Annotated in this window: 16 protein-coding genes; 10 read left to right on the top strand and 6 right to left on the bottom strand. The window is 71.6% G+C overall.

Features of this window, described 5'->3' with window-relative positions; all coding sequences use genetic code 11:
* Positions 1-224 precede the first annotated feature (224 nt).
* The 4 genes from IE142_RS14900 (at position 225) to IE142_RS37660 (ending at position 2,554) form a co-directional block, all read left to right on the top strand.
* Positions 225-809 carry a hypothetical protein gene (locus tag IE142_RS14900; RefSeq protein ID WP_191886218.1) on the top strand — a complete coding sequence of 195 codons (585 nt, stop codon included), beginning with the start codon at positions 225-227 and terminating at the stop codon, positions 807-809.
* A 272-nt stretch (positions 810-1,081) separates the two neighbouring features.
* Complete coding sequence (locus IE142_RS14895; RefSeq protein WP_100044467.1) at positions 1,082-1,285, top strand: DUF5999 family protein; 204 nt, start codon at positions 1,082-1,084, stop codon at positions 1,283-1,285.
* Positions 1,286-1,616: 331 nt separating this feature from the next.
* Positions 1,617-2,405, top strand: coding sequence for a LacI family DNA-binding transcriptional regulator (locus IE142_RS14890; RefSeq protein WP_368857232.1), 789 nt, complete (start codon positions 1,617-1,619; stop codon positions 2,403-2,405).
* Between the two features lie 5 nt (positions 2,406-2,410).
* Entirely contained in the window at positions 2,411-2,554 is a 144-nt protein-coding gene (locus IE142_RS37660) for a hypothetical protein (RefSeq protein ID WP_368857231.1), read from the top strand.
* 18 nt (positions 2,555-2,572) lie between these two features.
* Here IE142_RS37660 and IE142_RS14885 read toward each other — a convergent pair whose 3' ends face one another.
* The 5 genes from IE142_RS14885 to IE142_RS14865 all read right to left on the bottom strand — a co-directional run bounded on the left by IE142_RS14885 (position 2,573) and on the right by IE142_RS14865 (position 7,359).
* The gene (locus tag IE142_RS14885; RefSeq protein WP_191886217.1) at positions 2,573-3,241 is read right to left on the bottom strand and encodes a potassium-transporting ATPase subunit C; all 669 of its coding nucleotides are present in this window, start codon (positions 3,239-3,241) and stop codon (positions 2,573-2,575) included.
* Between the two features lie 5 nt (positions 3,242-3,246).
* Entirely contained in the window at positions 3,247-5,349 is a 2,103-nt protein-coding gene (gene kdpB, locus IE142_RS14880; protein WP_191886216.1) for a potassium-transporting ATPase subunit KdpB, read from the bottom strand.
* Between the two features lie 77 nt (positions 5,350-5,426).
* Positions 5,427-7,088 carry a potassium-transporting ATPase subunit KdpA gene (gene kdpA, locus IE142_RS14875; protein ID WP_191886215.1) on the bottom strand — a complete coding sequence of 554 codons (1,662 nt, stop codon included), beginning with the start codon at positions 7,086-7,088 and terminating at the stop codon, positions 5,427-5,429.
* An 8-nt stretch (positions 7,089-7,096) separates the two neighbouring features.
* Complete coding sequence (kdpF, locus tag IE142_RS14870) at positions 7,097-7,186, bottom strand: K(+)-transporting ATPase subunit F (RefSeq protein ID WP_191886214.1); 90 nt, start codon at positions 7,184-7,186, stop codon at positions 7,097-7,099.
* Positions 7,183-7,359 carry a hypothetical protein gene (locus IE142_RS14865; protein WP_191886491.1) on the bottom strand — a complete coding sequence of 59 codons (177 nt, stop codon included), beginning with the start codon at positions 7,357-7,359 and terminating at the stop codon, positions 7,183-7,185. The genes kdpF and IE142_RS14865 overlap by 4 nt, the downstream gene beginning before the upstream one ends.
* 278 nt (positions 7,360-7,637) lie before the next feature.
* Between IE142_RS14865 and IE142_RS14860 the strand changes: the two genes are divergently transcribed.
* The 6 genes from IE142_RS14860 to IE142_RS14835 all read left to right on the top strand — a co-directional run bounded on the left by IE142_RS14860 (position 7,638) and on the right by IE142_RS14835 (position 12,071).
* The gene (locus IE142_RS14860; protein ID WP_191886213.1) at positions 7,638-7,910 is read left to right on the top strand and encodes a hypothetical protein; all 273 of its coding nucleotides are present in this window, start codon (positions 7,638-7,640) and stop codon (positions 7,908-7,910) included.
* Between the two features lie 271 nt (positions 7,911-8,181).
* On the top strand, positions 8,182-8,577 hold the full coding sequence (locus IE142_RS14855; RefSeq protein WP_191886212.1) for a TOBE domain-containing protein: 396 nt from the start codon (positions 8,182-8,184) through the stop codon (positions 8,575-8,577).
* 190 nt (positions 8,578-8,767) lie between these two features.
* Positions 8,768-9,589: a molybdate ABC transporter substrate-binding protein gene (gene modA, locus IE142_RS14850; protein WP_191886469.1), complete on the top strand. Its 822-nt coding sequence runs from the start codon at positions 8,768-8,770 to the stop codon at positions 9,587-9,589.
* Positions 9,586-10,395, top strand: coding sequence for an ABC transporter permease (locus IE142_RS14845; RefSeq protein WP_191886211.1), 810 nt, complete (start codon positions 9,586-9,588; stop codon positions 10,393-10,395). The genes modA and IE142_RS14845 overlap by 4 nt, the downstream gene beginning before the upstream one ends.
* Positions 10,396-10,526: 131 nt before the next feature.
* On the top strand, positions 10,527-11,624 hold the full coding sequence (locus tag IE142_RS14840; RefSeq protein WP_370466358.1) for an ABC transporter ATP-binding protein: 1,098 nt from the start codon (positions 10,527-10,529) through the stop codon (positions 11,622-11,624).
* 27 nt (positions 11,625-11,651) lie between these two features.
* Positions 11,652-12,071 carry a TOBE domain-containing protein gene (locus IE142_RS14835; protein WP_191886210.1) on the top strand — a complete coding sequence of 140 codons (420 nt, stop codon included), beginning with the start codon at positions 11,652-11,654 and terminating at the stop codon, positions 12,069-12,071.
* 66 nt (positions 12,072-12,137) lie between these two features.
* Here IE142_RS14835 and gcvP read toward each other — a convergent pair whose 3' ends face one another.
* Positions 12,138-15,023: an aminomethyl-transferring glycine dehydrogenase gene (gene gcvP / locus IE142_RS14830; RefSeq protein ID WP_191886209.1), complete on the bottom strand. Its 2,886-nt coding sequence runs from the start codon at positions 15,021-15,023 to the stop codon at positions 12,138-12,140.
* Positions 15,024-15,068 lie beyond the last annotated feature (45 nt).

The following is a 15,068-nucleotide window of genomic DNA, read 5'->3' as shown; positions in this document are numbered from 1 at the left end:
CGGCTAGTTGAAACACAGTCTGAACACGTGTCGTATAAACTTCGCGGACAAGGCAGATGACCGGCGCCCACGGTCGATGGATCCTGCCGCCGAGCTGAGGCGCGGCAGGTCCCACCCACTTCTCCCTTCCCGGACCCCGGCCCCTGCCTCCCAGCCCCGCGAGCCGACAGCGTCGTCCGCCCCGCCCTCGCGCCACCGTGCCTTCGAATGAGAGGCGAACCGTCATGCCCCTGCATGTCTCCCCGGCCCCCGCGCCCGCTCTGCGTTCCGTTCTCACCGCCCTCTCCTCTCCCACCGCGGTCCGTGAGGCCCGGACTCCCTCCCTGCTCGGCGCGCAGGGACCCACCACACCCGAACTGCCGTTGCCCGTGCACGTCCTGGACCGGATCACCACGGAGGACGTAACGGCGACGCGGCTGACCGGGTGGCGGTTCCTCATCCGCTGCGGCGACCGGGCGGTGGCGGCCGCGGAGACCATGCTGACGCCCGACGGCTGGGCGTTCTCGCACTTCTTCGAAGGGCCCTACGTCACCTCGACCGAGCGCGCACTGCGCCAGGCCGAGTCGGTGCCCCAGGCCTACCAGCCGCGCCTGCTGTCGCTTCCCCGGCTCTACATGCTGACCCTGTGGCTGCACGGCGACACGGCGGCGGACGCCGCCGCCGGGCATCCCGCGGCCACCGACCTGCTGGTGCCGCTGGCGCCGGCGCCTCCCGGCATCGCGGCCCACCGGCCGCACCGGGTCGCCGACCTCCTGCCGGTCCTCTCGCACCGGGTGACGCCGACGCGGCTGCTGCGCTCCCCCGCCTGACCCGACCGCCCCCCACCCGCGTGGACTAGCCCCATTCGGCCATGTCGAACCACCCGAAGGGACAGTGGAGTTGAGATGAACCGTCCGCGCGGGTGACGCGTCATCAACCTGTGAGAAGCGGTACCGCGAAATCCCTGCGGTTCGACGCCCGCGGGGCAACACTGGGTTCGGACCGACCGAAACAACGGGGGGCGGCCATGAACGACGTTTCACGCCGCGGGACAGACCAGACAGCGTACTCACCCATCACGACAGACCGAGAGACCCCACCCATGTGTCAGCACCAGCCACCGTGCCCGTCAGCCGACTCCGCCGACCGGGAATCCGCCCGCCTCGTGGCGCACCACCCGGAGCAGGGTTGGAGCCTGCTGTGCAACGGCGTCGTCCTCTTCGAGGACACCGGTGAGCTCCTGCCGGACGGCCGGGCCATCGCCCCGCACCGCCCCGTCGGTGCGGGACTGATGACCGCCGCCTGAGCACCCTGCCGGGCGGTAGGCACCGCGCCGCCCGGTGACCACGGGGCCGGCCGGCGGGCGCTCGTCCGCAGGCCGGCCCCGACGTGTGTTCGGGGCTGGTCACTCCACGTAGTCTTCTGCATGCCGTCGGCGAATACCGCGGCCTTCCGGTGCGGTGTGCCGTTCCCCGGGCGCCGGGTTTCCCGAGGACTCCTGGAGCTTCCACGGTCCGCGTCGACGGAGGTGGGGGAGGTGGCAGCAGACGAGGCCGCGCCCGAGACGGCTGACGGCCGTTGCGGCAGGGTCACGAGTCACGGACGCCGCCCGGCGCGCGGGCGTCTCGGTGCCCACCGTGTCCCGGGTCCTGAACGGCAGGACGGACGTGTCCCCGGGCACCCGGGCCCGGGTGGAGGAGCTGCTGCGCCGGCACGGCTACCGCAAGCGCGGAGCCCCCGGCCGTCATGCGGCCCTGATCGACCTGGGCTTCGACGACCTCGACAGCCCCTGGGTCGTGGAGACCATCCGCGGGGTGGAGGAGGTCGCCCACGCGACCGGCGTCGGCACCGTGCTGTCGGCGGTCCACGGGCGCTCCGGCGACGCCCGGGAGTGGATGCGCAACCTGCGGTCCCGGGCCTCGGACGGAGTCGTCCTCGTCACCTCCGCCCTTGAGCCCATGCTCCACGCGGAGTTGCGGGTCCTCGGCGTCCCCTTGGTGGTGGTCGACCCGGCGGGCTCCCCCGCCCTGGACGCGCCGACCGTCGGGCGCCGCCAATCGGTCAGGCGGCATGACGGCCACCCAGCACCTGCTGCCCTCGGGCACTGGCGGATCGGTCTGATCGCGGGCCCGCCCAGGCTGCTGTGCCCACGCGCCCGCCTCGACGGGTACCGCACCGCTCTGGAGAGGGCGGGCATCACCGTGGACGAGTCCCTGATCGTGCCCGGCCGACTTCCGTCACGCGGCTTCGCGGGCTGCGGCGCCCTGCTGGACCTGCCCGGGCCGCCGACCGCGGTGTTCGCGACCAGCATCCAGATGGCGCTCGGCGCGATCGAGACCCTGCGCCGACGTGGTCTGCGCGTGCCCGAGGACATGAGCGTCGTCGGCTTCGACGATCTGCCGGCCGATGGTCGGCCCCGCCCCTGACGACCGTGCGCCAGCCGCTCACCGCCGTGGGCAGGCTGGCGGCCCGTACGGGCCTTCGGCTCACCCACGACGAGCGGCCGGACTCACACAGGGTGGGGCTGGCAACGGCACTGGTGCTCCGCACCGGCACCGCTCACCCGCCGAAGTGAGCCGACCGCCCCGTTGCCTCAGCTCTTCGTGGTCAGCCCCTCGAGGGCGACGTTCAGCTCCAGGACGTTGACCCGCGGCTCGCCGACGAAACCGAGGGTCCGGCCCTCGGTGTGCTCGTCGACCAGTTCCTCGACCCGGTCGACGGGCAGGCCGTTGTTCCGGGCGACCCGGGGAACCTGCAGTTCGGCGTAGCTCGGGGAGATGTCCGGGTCCAGTCCGGAGCCGGAGGAGGTCACCGCGTCGGCGGGTATGTCAGACCGCTCGACGGTGTGGCCCGGCACCGAGTTGTCCTCGATGACGGCGGCCTGCGCGGCTCTGACCTGCTCGACGAGTTCCGGGTTGTCGGCGGCCAGGTTGGTGGCGCCGGAGAGGATCAGCCGATATTGGGTGTTGAGGGTGTTCTCCCCGAGCCCGTTGGCCGGCCGGCCCTGGAACCACTTCAGGTCCGGTTGCGGGGTCTCCTGGCCTGACTGCATCGGCAGGTTGTACGACTGTCCGATCAGCGAGGAGCCGACGACGCGGCCGTCCGCCTCGACCTGGGAGCCGTTGGCCTTGTCGTGGAACAGGGTCTGGGCGACGCCCGTGACGGCCAGCGGATAGAGGACGCCCGTCACCACGGTCAGCCCGAGCAAGGCGCGCAGGCCGGCGCCGAGCAGCCGGGCGGTGTTCGATACCGAGTTGTTCATGGCGGTCAACCGATTCCGGGGATGAAGGACAGGAGCATGTCGATGATCTTGATACCGATGAAGGGGGCGACCAGCCCGCCGAGGCCGTAGACCGCGAGATTGCGCCGCAGCATCCGGTCCGCGCTCATCGGCCGGTAGCGCACCCCGCGCAGGGCCAGCGGCACCAGCACCACGATGATCAGCGCGTTGAAGATCACCGCCGACAGGATCGCCGAGTCCGGCGAGGACAGGCGCATGACGTTGAGCTTGTCCAGGCCCGGGTAGACGGCCGCGAACAGCGCCGGAATGATCGCGAAGTACTTGGCGACGTCGTTGGCGATGGAGAACGTGGTGAGCGCGCCCCGGGTGATGAGGAGCTGCTTGCCGATCTCGACGATCTCGATGAGTTTCGTCGGGTCGGAGTCGAGGTCGACCATGTTGCCGGCCTCCTTGGCGGCCGACGTGCCTGTGTTCATGGCCACGCCCACGTCGGCCTGCGCGAGGGCGGGCGCGTCGTTGGTGCCGTCGCCGGTCATCGCGACCAGCTTGCCGCCCGCCTGCTCGCGTGTGATCAGGGCCATCTTGTCCTCGGGCGTGGCCTCCGCGAGGAAGTCGTCGACGCCCGCCTCATCGGCGATCGCCTCGGCCGTCAGCGGGTTGTCGCCCGTGATCATGACGGTCTTGATGCCCATCCGCCGCAGCTCCTCGAACCGCTCCCGCATGCCGTGCTTGACGACGTCCTTGAGATGGATGACCCCGAGCACACGCGCCCCGTCGCCGTCCTCCACGGCGACCAGCAGCGGCGTGCCGCCCGCCTCGGAGATGCCGTCGGCCAGCCGCTCCGTGTCCTCGGCGACCTCGCCGCCGCGCTCGCGCACCCAGGCGGTCACCGAACCGGCGGCGCCCTTGCGGATGCTCCGGCCGTCGACGTCCACGCCTGACATGCGGGTCTGGGCGGTGAAGGAGATCCACTCGGCGGCGACCAACTCGCCCTGGTGCCGCTCGCGCAGCCCGTATTTCTCCTTGGCGAGTACGACGACCGAGCGTCCCTCGGGCGTCTCGTCGGCCAGCGAGGAGAGCTGGGCCGCGTCCGCCACCTCGGCCTCGGTGGCGCCGCGCACCGGCACGAACGCCGCCGCCTGGCGGTTGCCGAGCGTGATGGTGCCGGTCTTGTCCAGCAGCAGCGTGGAGACGTCACCGGCGGCCTCGACCGCGCGTCCCGACATGGCCAGCACGTTGCGCTGGACCAGGCGGTCCATGCCCGCGATGCCGATCGCGGAGAGCAGGGCGCCGATCGTGGTCGGGATCAGGCACACCAGCAGCGCCACCAGCACCACCAGCGTCAGACGGGTCCCCGCGTAGTCGGCGAAGGGCGGCAGGGTGGCGCAGGCCAGCAGGAAGACGACGGTCAGCGAGGCCAGCAGGACGTTCAGCGCGACTTCGTTCGGCGTCTTCTGCCGTGCCGCGCCCTCGACCAGATTGATCATCCGGTCGATGAAGGTCTCGCCCGGCTTCGTGGTGATCCGGACGACGATGCGGTCGGAGAGCACCTTGGTCCCACCGGTGACGGCGCTGCGGTCGCCACCCGACTCCCGGATGACCGGGGCCGACTCACCGGTGATCGCCGACTCGTCGACCGAGGCGACACCCTCGACGACGTCGCCGTCACCGGGGATGACGTCCCCCGCCTCGCAGACCACCAGATCACCGACGCCGAGCTCCGTGCCGGGGACGGTGGTCCCGTCGGCCCGACGGGCGACCGTGTCGGTCTTGGCCTTGCGCAGCGTGTCGGCCTGCGCCTTGCCCCGACCCTCGGCGACGGCCTCCGCCAGGTTGGCGAAGAGCACGGTCAGCCAGAGCCAGACGCTGATGGTCCAGCCGAACCGGTCCCCGGGGTCCGTGACGGAGAAGACGGTGGTCAGCACCGAGCCGATCCACACCACGAACATCACGGGCGACTTGGCCATCACCCTGGGGTCGAGCTTGCGGAAGGCCTCGGGCAGCGACGCGATCAGCTGCGCGGGACTGAACAGCCCGGCGCCGCCCCGGCCCTCGGTGGACGGACGGCCCGCGGGCAAGTCGCTGTGCGGCGCCCGCGACTCGGGGGGTGTGGACGTGGCTGCGGACATGGAGTCCTCGTGCTTCTGGATACGGGGTCGCTGTGTGCGGGGTTGCTGCGTCCGGGGCTTCCGTATGCGGGTGGCCATCACGCCAGCCCTTCGGCCAGCGGGCCCAGGGCCAGCGCGGGGAAGTAGGTGAGACCGACGATGATCGCAATCGCGCCCACCAGCAGTCCGGTGAACACAGGCGTCTCGGTGCGCAGGGTGCCCGCGGTGGCCGGCACCGGCTGCTGTGCCGCCAGCGAACCGGCCAGGGCCAGGACGAGCACCATGGGCAGGAAGCGGCCGAGCAGCATCACGAGCCCCGTAGCGGTGTTGAACCAGCCGGTGTCGGCGTTCAGACCGGCGAAGGCCGAACCGTTGTTGTTCGCGGCGGATGTGAACGCGTACAGGACCTCGGAGAAGCCGTGTGCCCCGGGGTTGAGCATCGAGTCGGGCGGCGTCGGCAGGGCCAGGGCCAGCGAGGTGAAGACGAGCACCAGGGTCGGGGTGATCAGGATGTAGACGGCCGCCAGCTTGATCTCGCGGGGACCGATCTTCTTGCCCAGGTACTCCGGCGTGCGCCCGACCATGAGCCCCGCGATGAAGACCGCGACGATCGCCATGATCAGCATGCCGTAGAGCCCGGAACCGACGCCGCCGGGCGCGATCTCGCCCAGCATCATGCCCAGCATCGCGATGCCCCCGCCGAAGCCGGTGTACGACGAGTGGGAGGAGTCGACGGCACCGGTGGAGGTGAGCGTCGTGGTCACCGCGAAGATCGACGAGCCGCCGATCCCGAAGCGCAGCTCCTTGCCCTCCATGGCGCCGCCCGCGATCCGCAGCGCGCCCTCGTGGTGGGCGAACTCGGTCCACATCATCAGCGCGACGAAGCCGACCCAGATGGTGGCCATGGTCGCGAGGATCGCGTAGCCCTGGCGCACCGAGCCGACCATGAGGCCGAAGGTGCGGGTCAGGGAGACCGGGATCATCAGGATCAGGAAGATTTCGAGCAGGTTCGTGAACGGCGTCGGGTTCTCGAAGGGGTGGGCGCTGTTGGCGTTGAAGTAGCCGCCGCCGTTGGTGCCCAGCTCCTTGATGACCTCCTGGGAGGCGACCGCGCCGCCGTTCCACTGCTGCGAGCCGCCCGTGAACTGCCCGACCTCGTGGATGCCGGAGAAGTTCTGGATCACCCCGCAGGCGACCAGCACGAGCGCACCGACGACGGCCAGCGGAACCAGCACCCGGGTGACCCCGCGCACCAGGTCGGACCAGAAGTTGCCCAGCTCGCCGGTGCGGGCGCGCGCGAAGCCCCGGACGAGGGCGACGGCGACCGCCATGCCGACGGCCGCGGAGACGAAGTTCTGCACGGCCAGACCGGCGGTCTGCACGACGTGCCCCATCGTCTGCTCGCCGTGGTACGACTGCCAGTTGGTGTTGGCCACGAAGGACGCGGCCGTGTTGAAGGCCTGCGCCGGCTCCACCGGATCGAAGCCGAGGGCGCCCGGCAGGATGCCCTGAACGCGCTGGAGCAGGTAGAGGAAGAGGACGCCGGCGAAGGAGAAGGCGAGCACGCCGCGCAGGTACGCGGTCCAGAGCATCTCCGCGTCAGGGTCGACACCGATGCCCTTGTAGAGCCACTTCTCGACGCGCAGGTGCCGGGAGGAGGAGTAGACCCGGGCCATGTGGTTGCCCAGGGGGACGTGCACGATCGCCAGTGCGCCGATGAGGGCGAGCGCCTGGAGCACGCCCGCGGTTACGGGACCCATGTCAGTTCTCAGAACCTCTCCGGGAAGAGCAGGGCGAGGACGAGATAACCCAGCAGGGCGACGGCCACGACCAGGCCGACGACGTTATCGGCGGTCACAGCTTCGTCACCCCCTTGGCGACGAGAGCCACCAGCGCGAACACCGCGATCGTGGCGACGACGAAGGCCAGATCGGCCATCGTGAGCTCCTGGAGTGAAGTTCGGTTGCGACTAGGACGCTTCGAGCAGAACCTCGGAACCGACCGGTTGCGCCCGCTGTTGACGGGTCCCATACGGTGGCCTGTACGCCTTTGACGGATCTCTTACGGCGTCTGGAGCCGGCGTCCGGCGCCGGCCTAGCACGTCCGACGTGCGGGCGCACGGGCGCGCGGGCGCGCGGATTCGCGGATTCGCGGATTCGCGGATTCGCTGCCGGAGACGCCAGGAACGACGGCGTGCACATCGGGCTCACTGCTGTGTGAGGCGGCGGGGCCGCGCCGCCTTTCGACCGCGTCGACCGCGAGAGCGCGCCGGCGGCTCTCGGGGCCGGAGGGAAGGTCCCGGTGCCTCGGTGCCGTACCCCTCCTCCTTCGAACCGGCGACGCGGCGCACGCATCACGACCTGCCCGCAACTGATCTCGCCCGTGATCTCCACCCGCAGCACGACGGGCGTCCCGGCGTCGACGGCCCGCCCCACCTTCACCTCGGCGTAGCTCGCCGCCGCCAGGGCGTCGGTGTCCACCACGATCCCGGGCCGGGTCACCAGCTTGAGCGCCCCGGCCCGCATGTCGAGGTCGATGTGGAGGGTGTCGTGGGTGATGACGGCACGGGTGAGGTCGAGTGACACCTCGCCCCGGGCCGGCCTGATCTCCACCCGCCGCGGCACCACCCAGCCGTCACCCCGCAGGGTGGACGCGCCTTCCTGCTCGATGCGGACGACGTCCTCGGCCGCCACGGCCGCGGTCGTGTCCGGCAGCGCCGGGAGGTCCGCCGTGACGCCCGGACGTCCGGGCGAACGCCCTCACATCCCACCGAAGACTGACGCGATTTCGCATTACCCCCAACCGACCAACCCCGCGTCCACCGTTCCCCGGCCGCGCCCTATCGTGACCGGCATGCAGTCCTACACGATCGGCCAGGCGGCGCGGCTGCTCGGCGTCAGCCCGGACACCGCACGCCGCTGGGCCGACGCGGGCCGGATCACCACCCACCGCGACGAGGGCGGGCGGCGACTCGTCGACGGACGGGACCTGGCCGCCTTCTCGGTCGAACTCGCCCGCTCCGACGGCGTCGACGAGGAGCCCCCGCACACCTCGGTCCGGAACGCCTTCCCGGGCATCGTGACGGCGATCAAGCTCGGGGACGTCGCCGCGCAGGTCGAGATCCAGGCCGGTCCCCACCGTCTGGTCTCCCTGCTGACCCGCGAGGCGGTGGAGGAACTCGGCCTGGAGGTCGGTATGGAGGCCACCGCCCGTGTGAAGTCGACGAACGTACATGTAGACAGGGTCTGACTCGCCACCCTGCACCACGTACGAGCGCACATACCAGCCTTCCAGCGGATCCAGCTCGCTCATGCGATGTGACAGCAGACGTATGGCTGGCAGATGCGGAAGTATGATCGGCGCAACGGGGAGTCCGCGGTGCGCCCGGTCACCGGGGCTGCCGGACTCCTGGCAGAGGACGCAGAGGGAGTGGCCCGTGATGACCCGTTCCGTGTGCAGAACCCGCCGCATCCGCCGGAGCCTGCGGGCGAGCGGCGCGGGGGCCGCCGTGCTGCTGGCCCTGAGCGCCTGCTCCTCCTCCACCGGCTCGCAGGTGGGCTCGGACTCGGCCGGTTCCGCGGAGGTCTCCGGCCAGGTCACCGTCTTCGCCGCCGCGTCGCTCAAGGAGAGCTTCACGACGCTCGGCGAGACGTTCGAGAAGCAGCACCCGGGCACCGTGGTCACCTTCAACTTCGGCGGCAGCGACGCCCTCGCCGCGGGCATCACCAGCGGCGCCCCGGCGGACGTCTTCGCTTCCGCCAGCCCCAAGACGATGGCCACCGTCACCGACGCCGGCGCGACGGCCGGCGAGCCATCCACCTTCGTCCGCAACCAGTTGGAGATCGCCACCCTGCCGGGCAACCCCGAGGGGATCTCCACCCTGAAAGACCTCATCGCCTCCGGCCTCAAGGTCGTGCTGTGCGACAAGGCCGTGCCGTGTGGCGCCGCGGCACAGAAGGCACTGGAGGCCGGCGGAGTCGAACTCACCCCGGCCTCCTACGAGCAGGACGTCAAGGCGGCCCTGACGAAGGTCGAGCTGAAGGAGGCCGACGCCGCCGTCGTCTACCGGACCGACGTGAAGGCGGCCGGTGACAAGGTGACGGGCGTGGACTTCCCCGAGGCGGCCGAGGCCGTCAACGACTACCCGATCGCCGTCCTCGAGGACGCCCCGAACGCCGGCGCGGCGAAGGCCTTCGTCGAACTCGTGAAGTCCGGCGACGGGCAGCGGGTGCTGACGGATGCCGGGTTCAGCACGCCATGAGGAAGTCCGACGCCCCGAGGACCGGCGCCCGCACGGTGCCGGTCCCCTTGCTGGTACCCGCCCTGGTCGGCCTGGCGTTCCTGCTGCTGCCGCTGATCGCCCTGCTGGTGCGGGCCCCGTGGAGCGGCCTGCCCGACCAGCTGACCAGCCCGGAGGTGTGGCAGGCACTGCGGCTGTCGCTGCTGTGCGCCACGTCGGCGACCTTGCTGAGCCTGGTCGTGGGCGTGCCCCTGGCCTGGCTGCTGGCCCGCACGGAGTTTCCCGGCCGCGGCTTCGTGCGGGCACTGGTGACGCTGCCGCTGGTGCTTCCCCCGGTGGTGGGCGGCGTGGCGCTCCTGCTGGCGTTCGGCCGCAACGGCGTCGTCGGGCAGTGGCTGGACGCCTGGTTCGGGATCACGCTCCCGTTCACGACGACGGGCGTGATCCTCGCGGAGACGTTCGTGGCCATGCCGTTCCTCGTCATCAGCGTGGAGGGCACCCTGCGCGCCGCCGACCCACGCTTCGAGGAGGCGGCCACGACCCTGGGCGCGTCCCGCTTCACCGCGTTCCGCAGGGTCACGCTGCCGCTGATCGCGCCGGGCATCGCGGCGGGTGCCGTCCTGGCCTGGGCACGGGCGCTGGGCGAGTTCGGGGCGACGATCACGTTCGCCGGCAACTTCCCGGGGCGCACCCAGACCATGCCGCTCGCGGTCTACCTCGCCCTGCAGAACGACCCCGCGGCGGCGATCGCCCTCAGCCTGGTCCTGCTGGCCGTCTCCATCGCCGTGCTCGCCGGTCTGCGGGACCGCTGGATGAGGGCGACATGACGGGTCGGACGAAGTCCTCCGGTGGACCGGCCGAGGGCGACATGGCAGCCCGTACAGAACACTCCAGCGGATCGGACGAGGACAACATGGCAGCCCGGAAGAAGTCCCCCGGCGCACCGGACGAGGACGACATGACCGACCCCTGCGCACCGACCACCACCGCGGAACCCACCGCCGCCCACGCCACCGGCAGCGGCCTCGACGCCCGGCTCGTCGTGGACCGCGGCACCTTCCGCCTGGACGTCACGCTGACCGCCGCACCGGGCGACGTGGTCGCTCTGCTCGGCCCCAACGGCGCCGGCAAGACCACCGCCCTGCGCGCACTCGCGGGCCTGGCCCCGCTCACCGACGGCCACCTGCGCCTCGACGGGACCGCGCTGGACCGCGTGCCGCCCGAGTCCCGGCCCGTCGGCGTGGTCTTCCAGGACTACCTGCTCTTCCCGCACCTGTCCGCACTCGACAACGTCGCGTTCGGGCCGCGCTGCCGGGGCGCGAACAAGGCGCAGGCCCGTGCACGGGCCGCCGCCTGGCTGGAACGGATGGGCCTGGCCGACCACGCGGGCGCCAAGCCGCGCCGCCTCTCCGGCGGCCAGGCCCAGCGCGTCGCCCTCGCCCGTGCCCTCGCCACCAACCCCCGGCTGCTCCTCCTCGACGAGCCCCTCGCGGCACTGGACGCCCGTACCCGGCTGGAGGTGCGGGCCCAGCTCCGCCGCCACCTGGCCGAGTTCGAGGCCGTCGCCGTGCTGGTCACCCACGACCCGCTGGACGCCATGGTGCTGGCCGACCGGCTGGTCGTGGTCGAAGAGGGCCGGGTCGTGCAGGAAGGCGGCCCCGCCGACATCGCCCGCAGGCCGCGCACCGACTACATCGCGCAGCTGGTCGGCCTGAACCTGTACGGCGGGCAGGCCGACGGCCACACGGTCCGGCTGGACGCCGGTCCGGCCATCACCACCACCGAGGACCTCTCCGGTCCGGTCTTCGTGGCCTTCCCGCCGAGCGCCGTGACCCTGTACGGGGAACGCCCCGGGGGCTCCAGCGCCCGCAACCTGTGGCGCTGCGAGGTCGCGGGATTGGAGACCCACGGCGACCAGATCCGCGTGGACCTCACCGGCGCACTCCCGCTCGCCGCCGACCTCACCACGGTCGCCGCGGCAGAACTCGGCCTCCACCCGGGAGCGCCGGTGTGGGCGACGGTCAAGGCGACGCAGACACACGCATACCCGGCATAGCACCTTCACCGGGCTACCGTGCCCTCCATGAGCCTGAGCATCCGCAACCAGCTCCCCGGCACCGTCACCTCCGTCACCCCGGGCGGGGCCATGGCGACGGTCGGGATCCGCCTCTCGGGCGGCCAGGACGTCACCGCGGCGATCACGCGGGAAGCCGCCGACGACCTCGCGCTGGCCACCGGGACCCCCGTCCACGCCCTCGTGAAGTCGACGGAAATCTCCCTGGCCACCGGCCGCGTCGAGGGCCTGTCCATCCGCAACCGGCTCCCGGGCACGGTCACCGCCCTCAGCACCGGCGCGGCGATGACGTCCGTCCACGTCACCGTCGAGGGCGCCGAACTCACTGCGGCGATCACCACGGAAGCCGCCGACGACCTCGGCCTCACCGTCGGCACTCCCGTCGTCGCGCTGGTCAAATCGACGGAGGTGTCCCTGGCGACGGTGTGACCGTACGAGGGGAAGGGCCCCGCCCGGTCCCCCAGCGGGGGCCGGGCGGGGCCTGTGCCTCTCGGCTCAGTCCTCGTACGCGTCCAGCGGCGGGCAGGAGCAGACGAGGTTGCGGTCACCGAAGGCCTGGTCGATGCGGCGCACCGGCGGCCAGTACTTGTCGGCGGCGGACACCCCGGCCGGGAAGACGGCCTCCTCGCGCGTGTACGCGTGGTCCCAGTCGCCGCCCAGCGCGCCGGCGGTGTGAGGTGCGCCCCGAAGCGGGTTGTCGTCGGCGGACCAGGTGCCGGAGCCGACCTTCTCGATCTCCGCGCGGATGGCGATCATCGCGTCGCAGAAACGGTCCAGCTCGGCCAGGTCCTCGGACTCGGTCGGCTCGATCATCAACGTGCCGGCCACCGGGAAGGACATCGTCGGCGCGTGGAAGCCGTAGTCGATCAGGCGCTTGGCGACGTCGTCGACGCTCACTCCGGTCGCCTTGGTCAGCGGGCGCAGGTCGATGATGCACTCGTGCGCCACCAGCCCGCCCGGACCGGTGTACAGCACCGGGAAGTGCGGCTCCAGTCGCTTGGCGATGTAGTTGGCGGACAGCACGGCCACCTGCGTGGCCCGCTTGAGCCCCTCGCCACCCATCAGCCGCACGTACGACCACGAGATCGGCAGGATGCCCGCCGAGCCCCACGGCGCCGCCGAGATCGGACCGACGCCCGTCTGCGGACCGGCAGCGGGCTGCAGCGGGTGGTTGGGCAGGTACGGCGCCAGGTGCGACCGTACGGCCACGGGGCCGACGCCGGGACCGCCGCCGCCGTGCGGGATGCAGAACGTCTTGTGCAGGTTCAGGTGGGAGACGTCGCCGCCGAAATGACCGGGCTTGGCGAGGCCGACCAGGGCGTTGAGGTTGGCGCCGTCCACGTAGACCTGGCCGCCGGCGTCGTGCACCTGGGCGCAGATGTCGGCGACGTGCTCCTCGAACACACCGTGCGTGGAGGGGTACGTGATCATCAGCACCGCCAGCTCGTCGCGGTGCTTCTCGATCTTGGCGCGCAGGTCCTCGACGTCGATCTCGCCGTCCTCGGCGGTCCTGACGACGACGACCTTCATGCCGGCCATCACGGCGCTGGCGGCGTTGGTGCCGTGCGCGGAGGACGGGATGAGGCACACGGTGCGCTGGTCGTCGCCGTTGGCCCGGTGGTAGCCGCGCACGGCGAGCAGGCCCGCGAACTCGCCCTGGGACCCGGCGTTGGGCTGGAGCGAGACCTTGTCGTACCCGGTGACCTCGGCGAGCCGCTCCTCCAGCTCACGGATGAGGGTGAGGTAGCCCTGCGCCTGCTCGGCCGGCGCGAAGGGGTGCAGCGCGCCGAACTCGGACCAGGTGACCGGCTCCATCTCGGTGGTCGCGTTGAGCTTCATGGTGCAGGAACCCAGCGGGATCATGCCGCGGTCCAGCGCGTAGTCCCGGTCGGCCAGGCGGCGCAGGTAACGCAGCATCGCCGTCTCGGAGCGGTGCTGGTGGAAGACCGGGTGGGTGAGGAAGTCGTCGGTGCGCAGCAGCGCCTCGGGCAGCGTCTCTTCGGTGGCGGCGTCCAGCGCCTCGATGTCGCCCTCGACGCCGAACGCGTTCCACACGCCGCCGACCTGGGCGCGCGTGGTGGTCTCGTCGCAGGCGAACGACACGTGGTCGGCGTCGACGAGGCGCAGATTGACGCCGTTCCCGCGGGCGGCGTGGACGATCGCGTCGGCCCGGCCGGGCACCCGCGCGGTCACCGTGTCGAAGTACGCGCCGTGCACGATCTCGACGCCGCCGGCCGCGAGGCCCGCGGCGATGATGGAGGCGTACCGGTGGGTGCGGCGCGCGATGGCCCGCAGACCCTCGGGGCCGTGGTAGACGGCGTACATGCCGGCCATGACGGCGAGCAGCACCTGGGCGGTGCAGATGTTACTGGTGGCCTTCTCGCGGCGGATGTGCTGCTCGCGGGTCTGGAGGGCCAGGCGGTAGGCCTTGTTGCCGTCGGCGTCCACGGAGACGCCGACCAGGCGGCCCGGCAGGCTGCGGGCGAACTTCTCGTGCACCGCCATGTATCCGGCGTGCGGCCCGCCGAAGCCCATCGGCACACCGAAGCGCTGCGTCGTGCCGACCGCGATGTCCGCGCCCAGCTCGCCGGGCGAGGTGAGCAGCGTGAGGGCGAGCAGGTCGGCGGCGACGGTGACGAGGGCGCCGAGCTCGTGCGCCCGGTCGATCACCGGCTTGATGTCGCGGACGGCACCGGAGGCGCCCGGGTACTGGATCAGTACGCCGTTGATCTCCCGCTCGGCGACCTCGGCGGGGATGCCCTCGCCCAGGTCGGCGACGACGACCTCGACGCCGGTCGGCTCGGCACGGGTCTGAACGACGGCGATGGTCTGCGGCAGCGCGTCCGCGTCGACCAGGAAGAGGCCCTTCTTGTTCTTGCCCATGCGCCGGGACAGCGCCATCGCCTCGGCGGCGGCGGTGCCCTCGTCCAGCAGCGAGGCGCCGGAGGTCGGCAGGCCGGTGAGCTCGGCGACCATCGTCTGGAAGTTCAGCAGGGCCTCCAGGCGACCCTGGGAGATCTCCGGCTGGTACGGCGTGTACGCCGTGTACCAGGCCGGGTTCTCCATGACGTTGCGCAGGATGACGGGCGGGGTGAAGGTGCCGTAGTAACCGAGGCCGATCATGGAGTCGAGGACCTGGTTGCGGTCGGCCAGCGAGCGCAGCTCGGCCAGCACCTCGGCCTCGGAGCGCGCACCGGGCAGGTCCAGCGCGTCGGCGTTCTTGATCACATCCGGCACCGCGGCGGCCGTCAGCTCGTCGAGCGAACCGTAACCGACCTGCGCGAGCATCTTGGCCCGGGCCTCGTGGTCGGGGCCGATGTGGCGCTGCTCGAACGGCATGGCCTGTTCGAGTTCGGTGAGCGGGGTGCGATGGGCGGTCATTGCGGAGGCCTCCTGGTCTGACGACCTGCGAGGGGCACCACGGCG

Origin of the sequence: Streptomyces mutabilis (assembly GCF_014649815.1) — a bacterium.
In the GTDB taxonomy this organism is placed as follows: Bacteria; Actinomycetota; Actinomycetes; order Streptomycetales; family Streptomycetaceae; genus Streptomyces; species Streptomyces mutabilis.
Note: the sequence above shows the minus strand (reverse complement) of the source record. Positions and strands in the feature narration are given on the sequence as shown.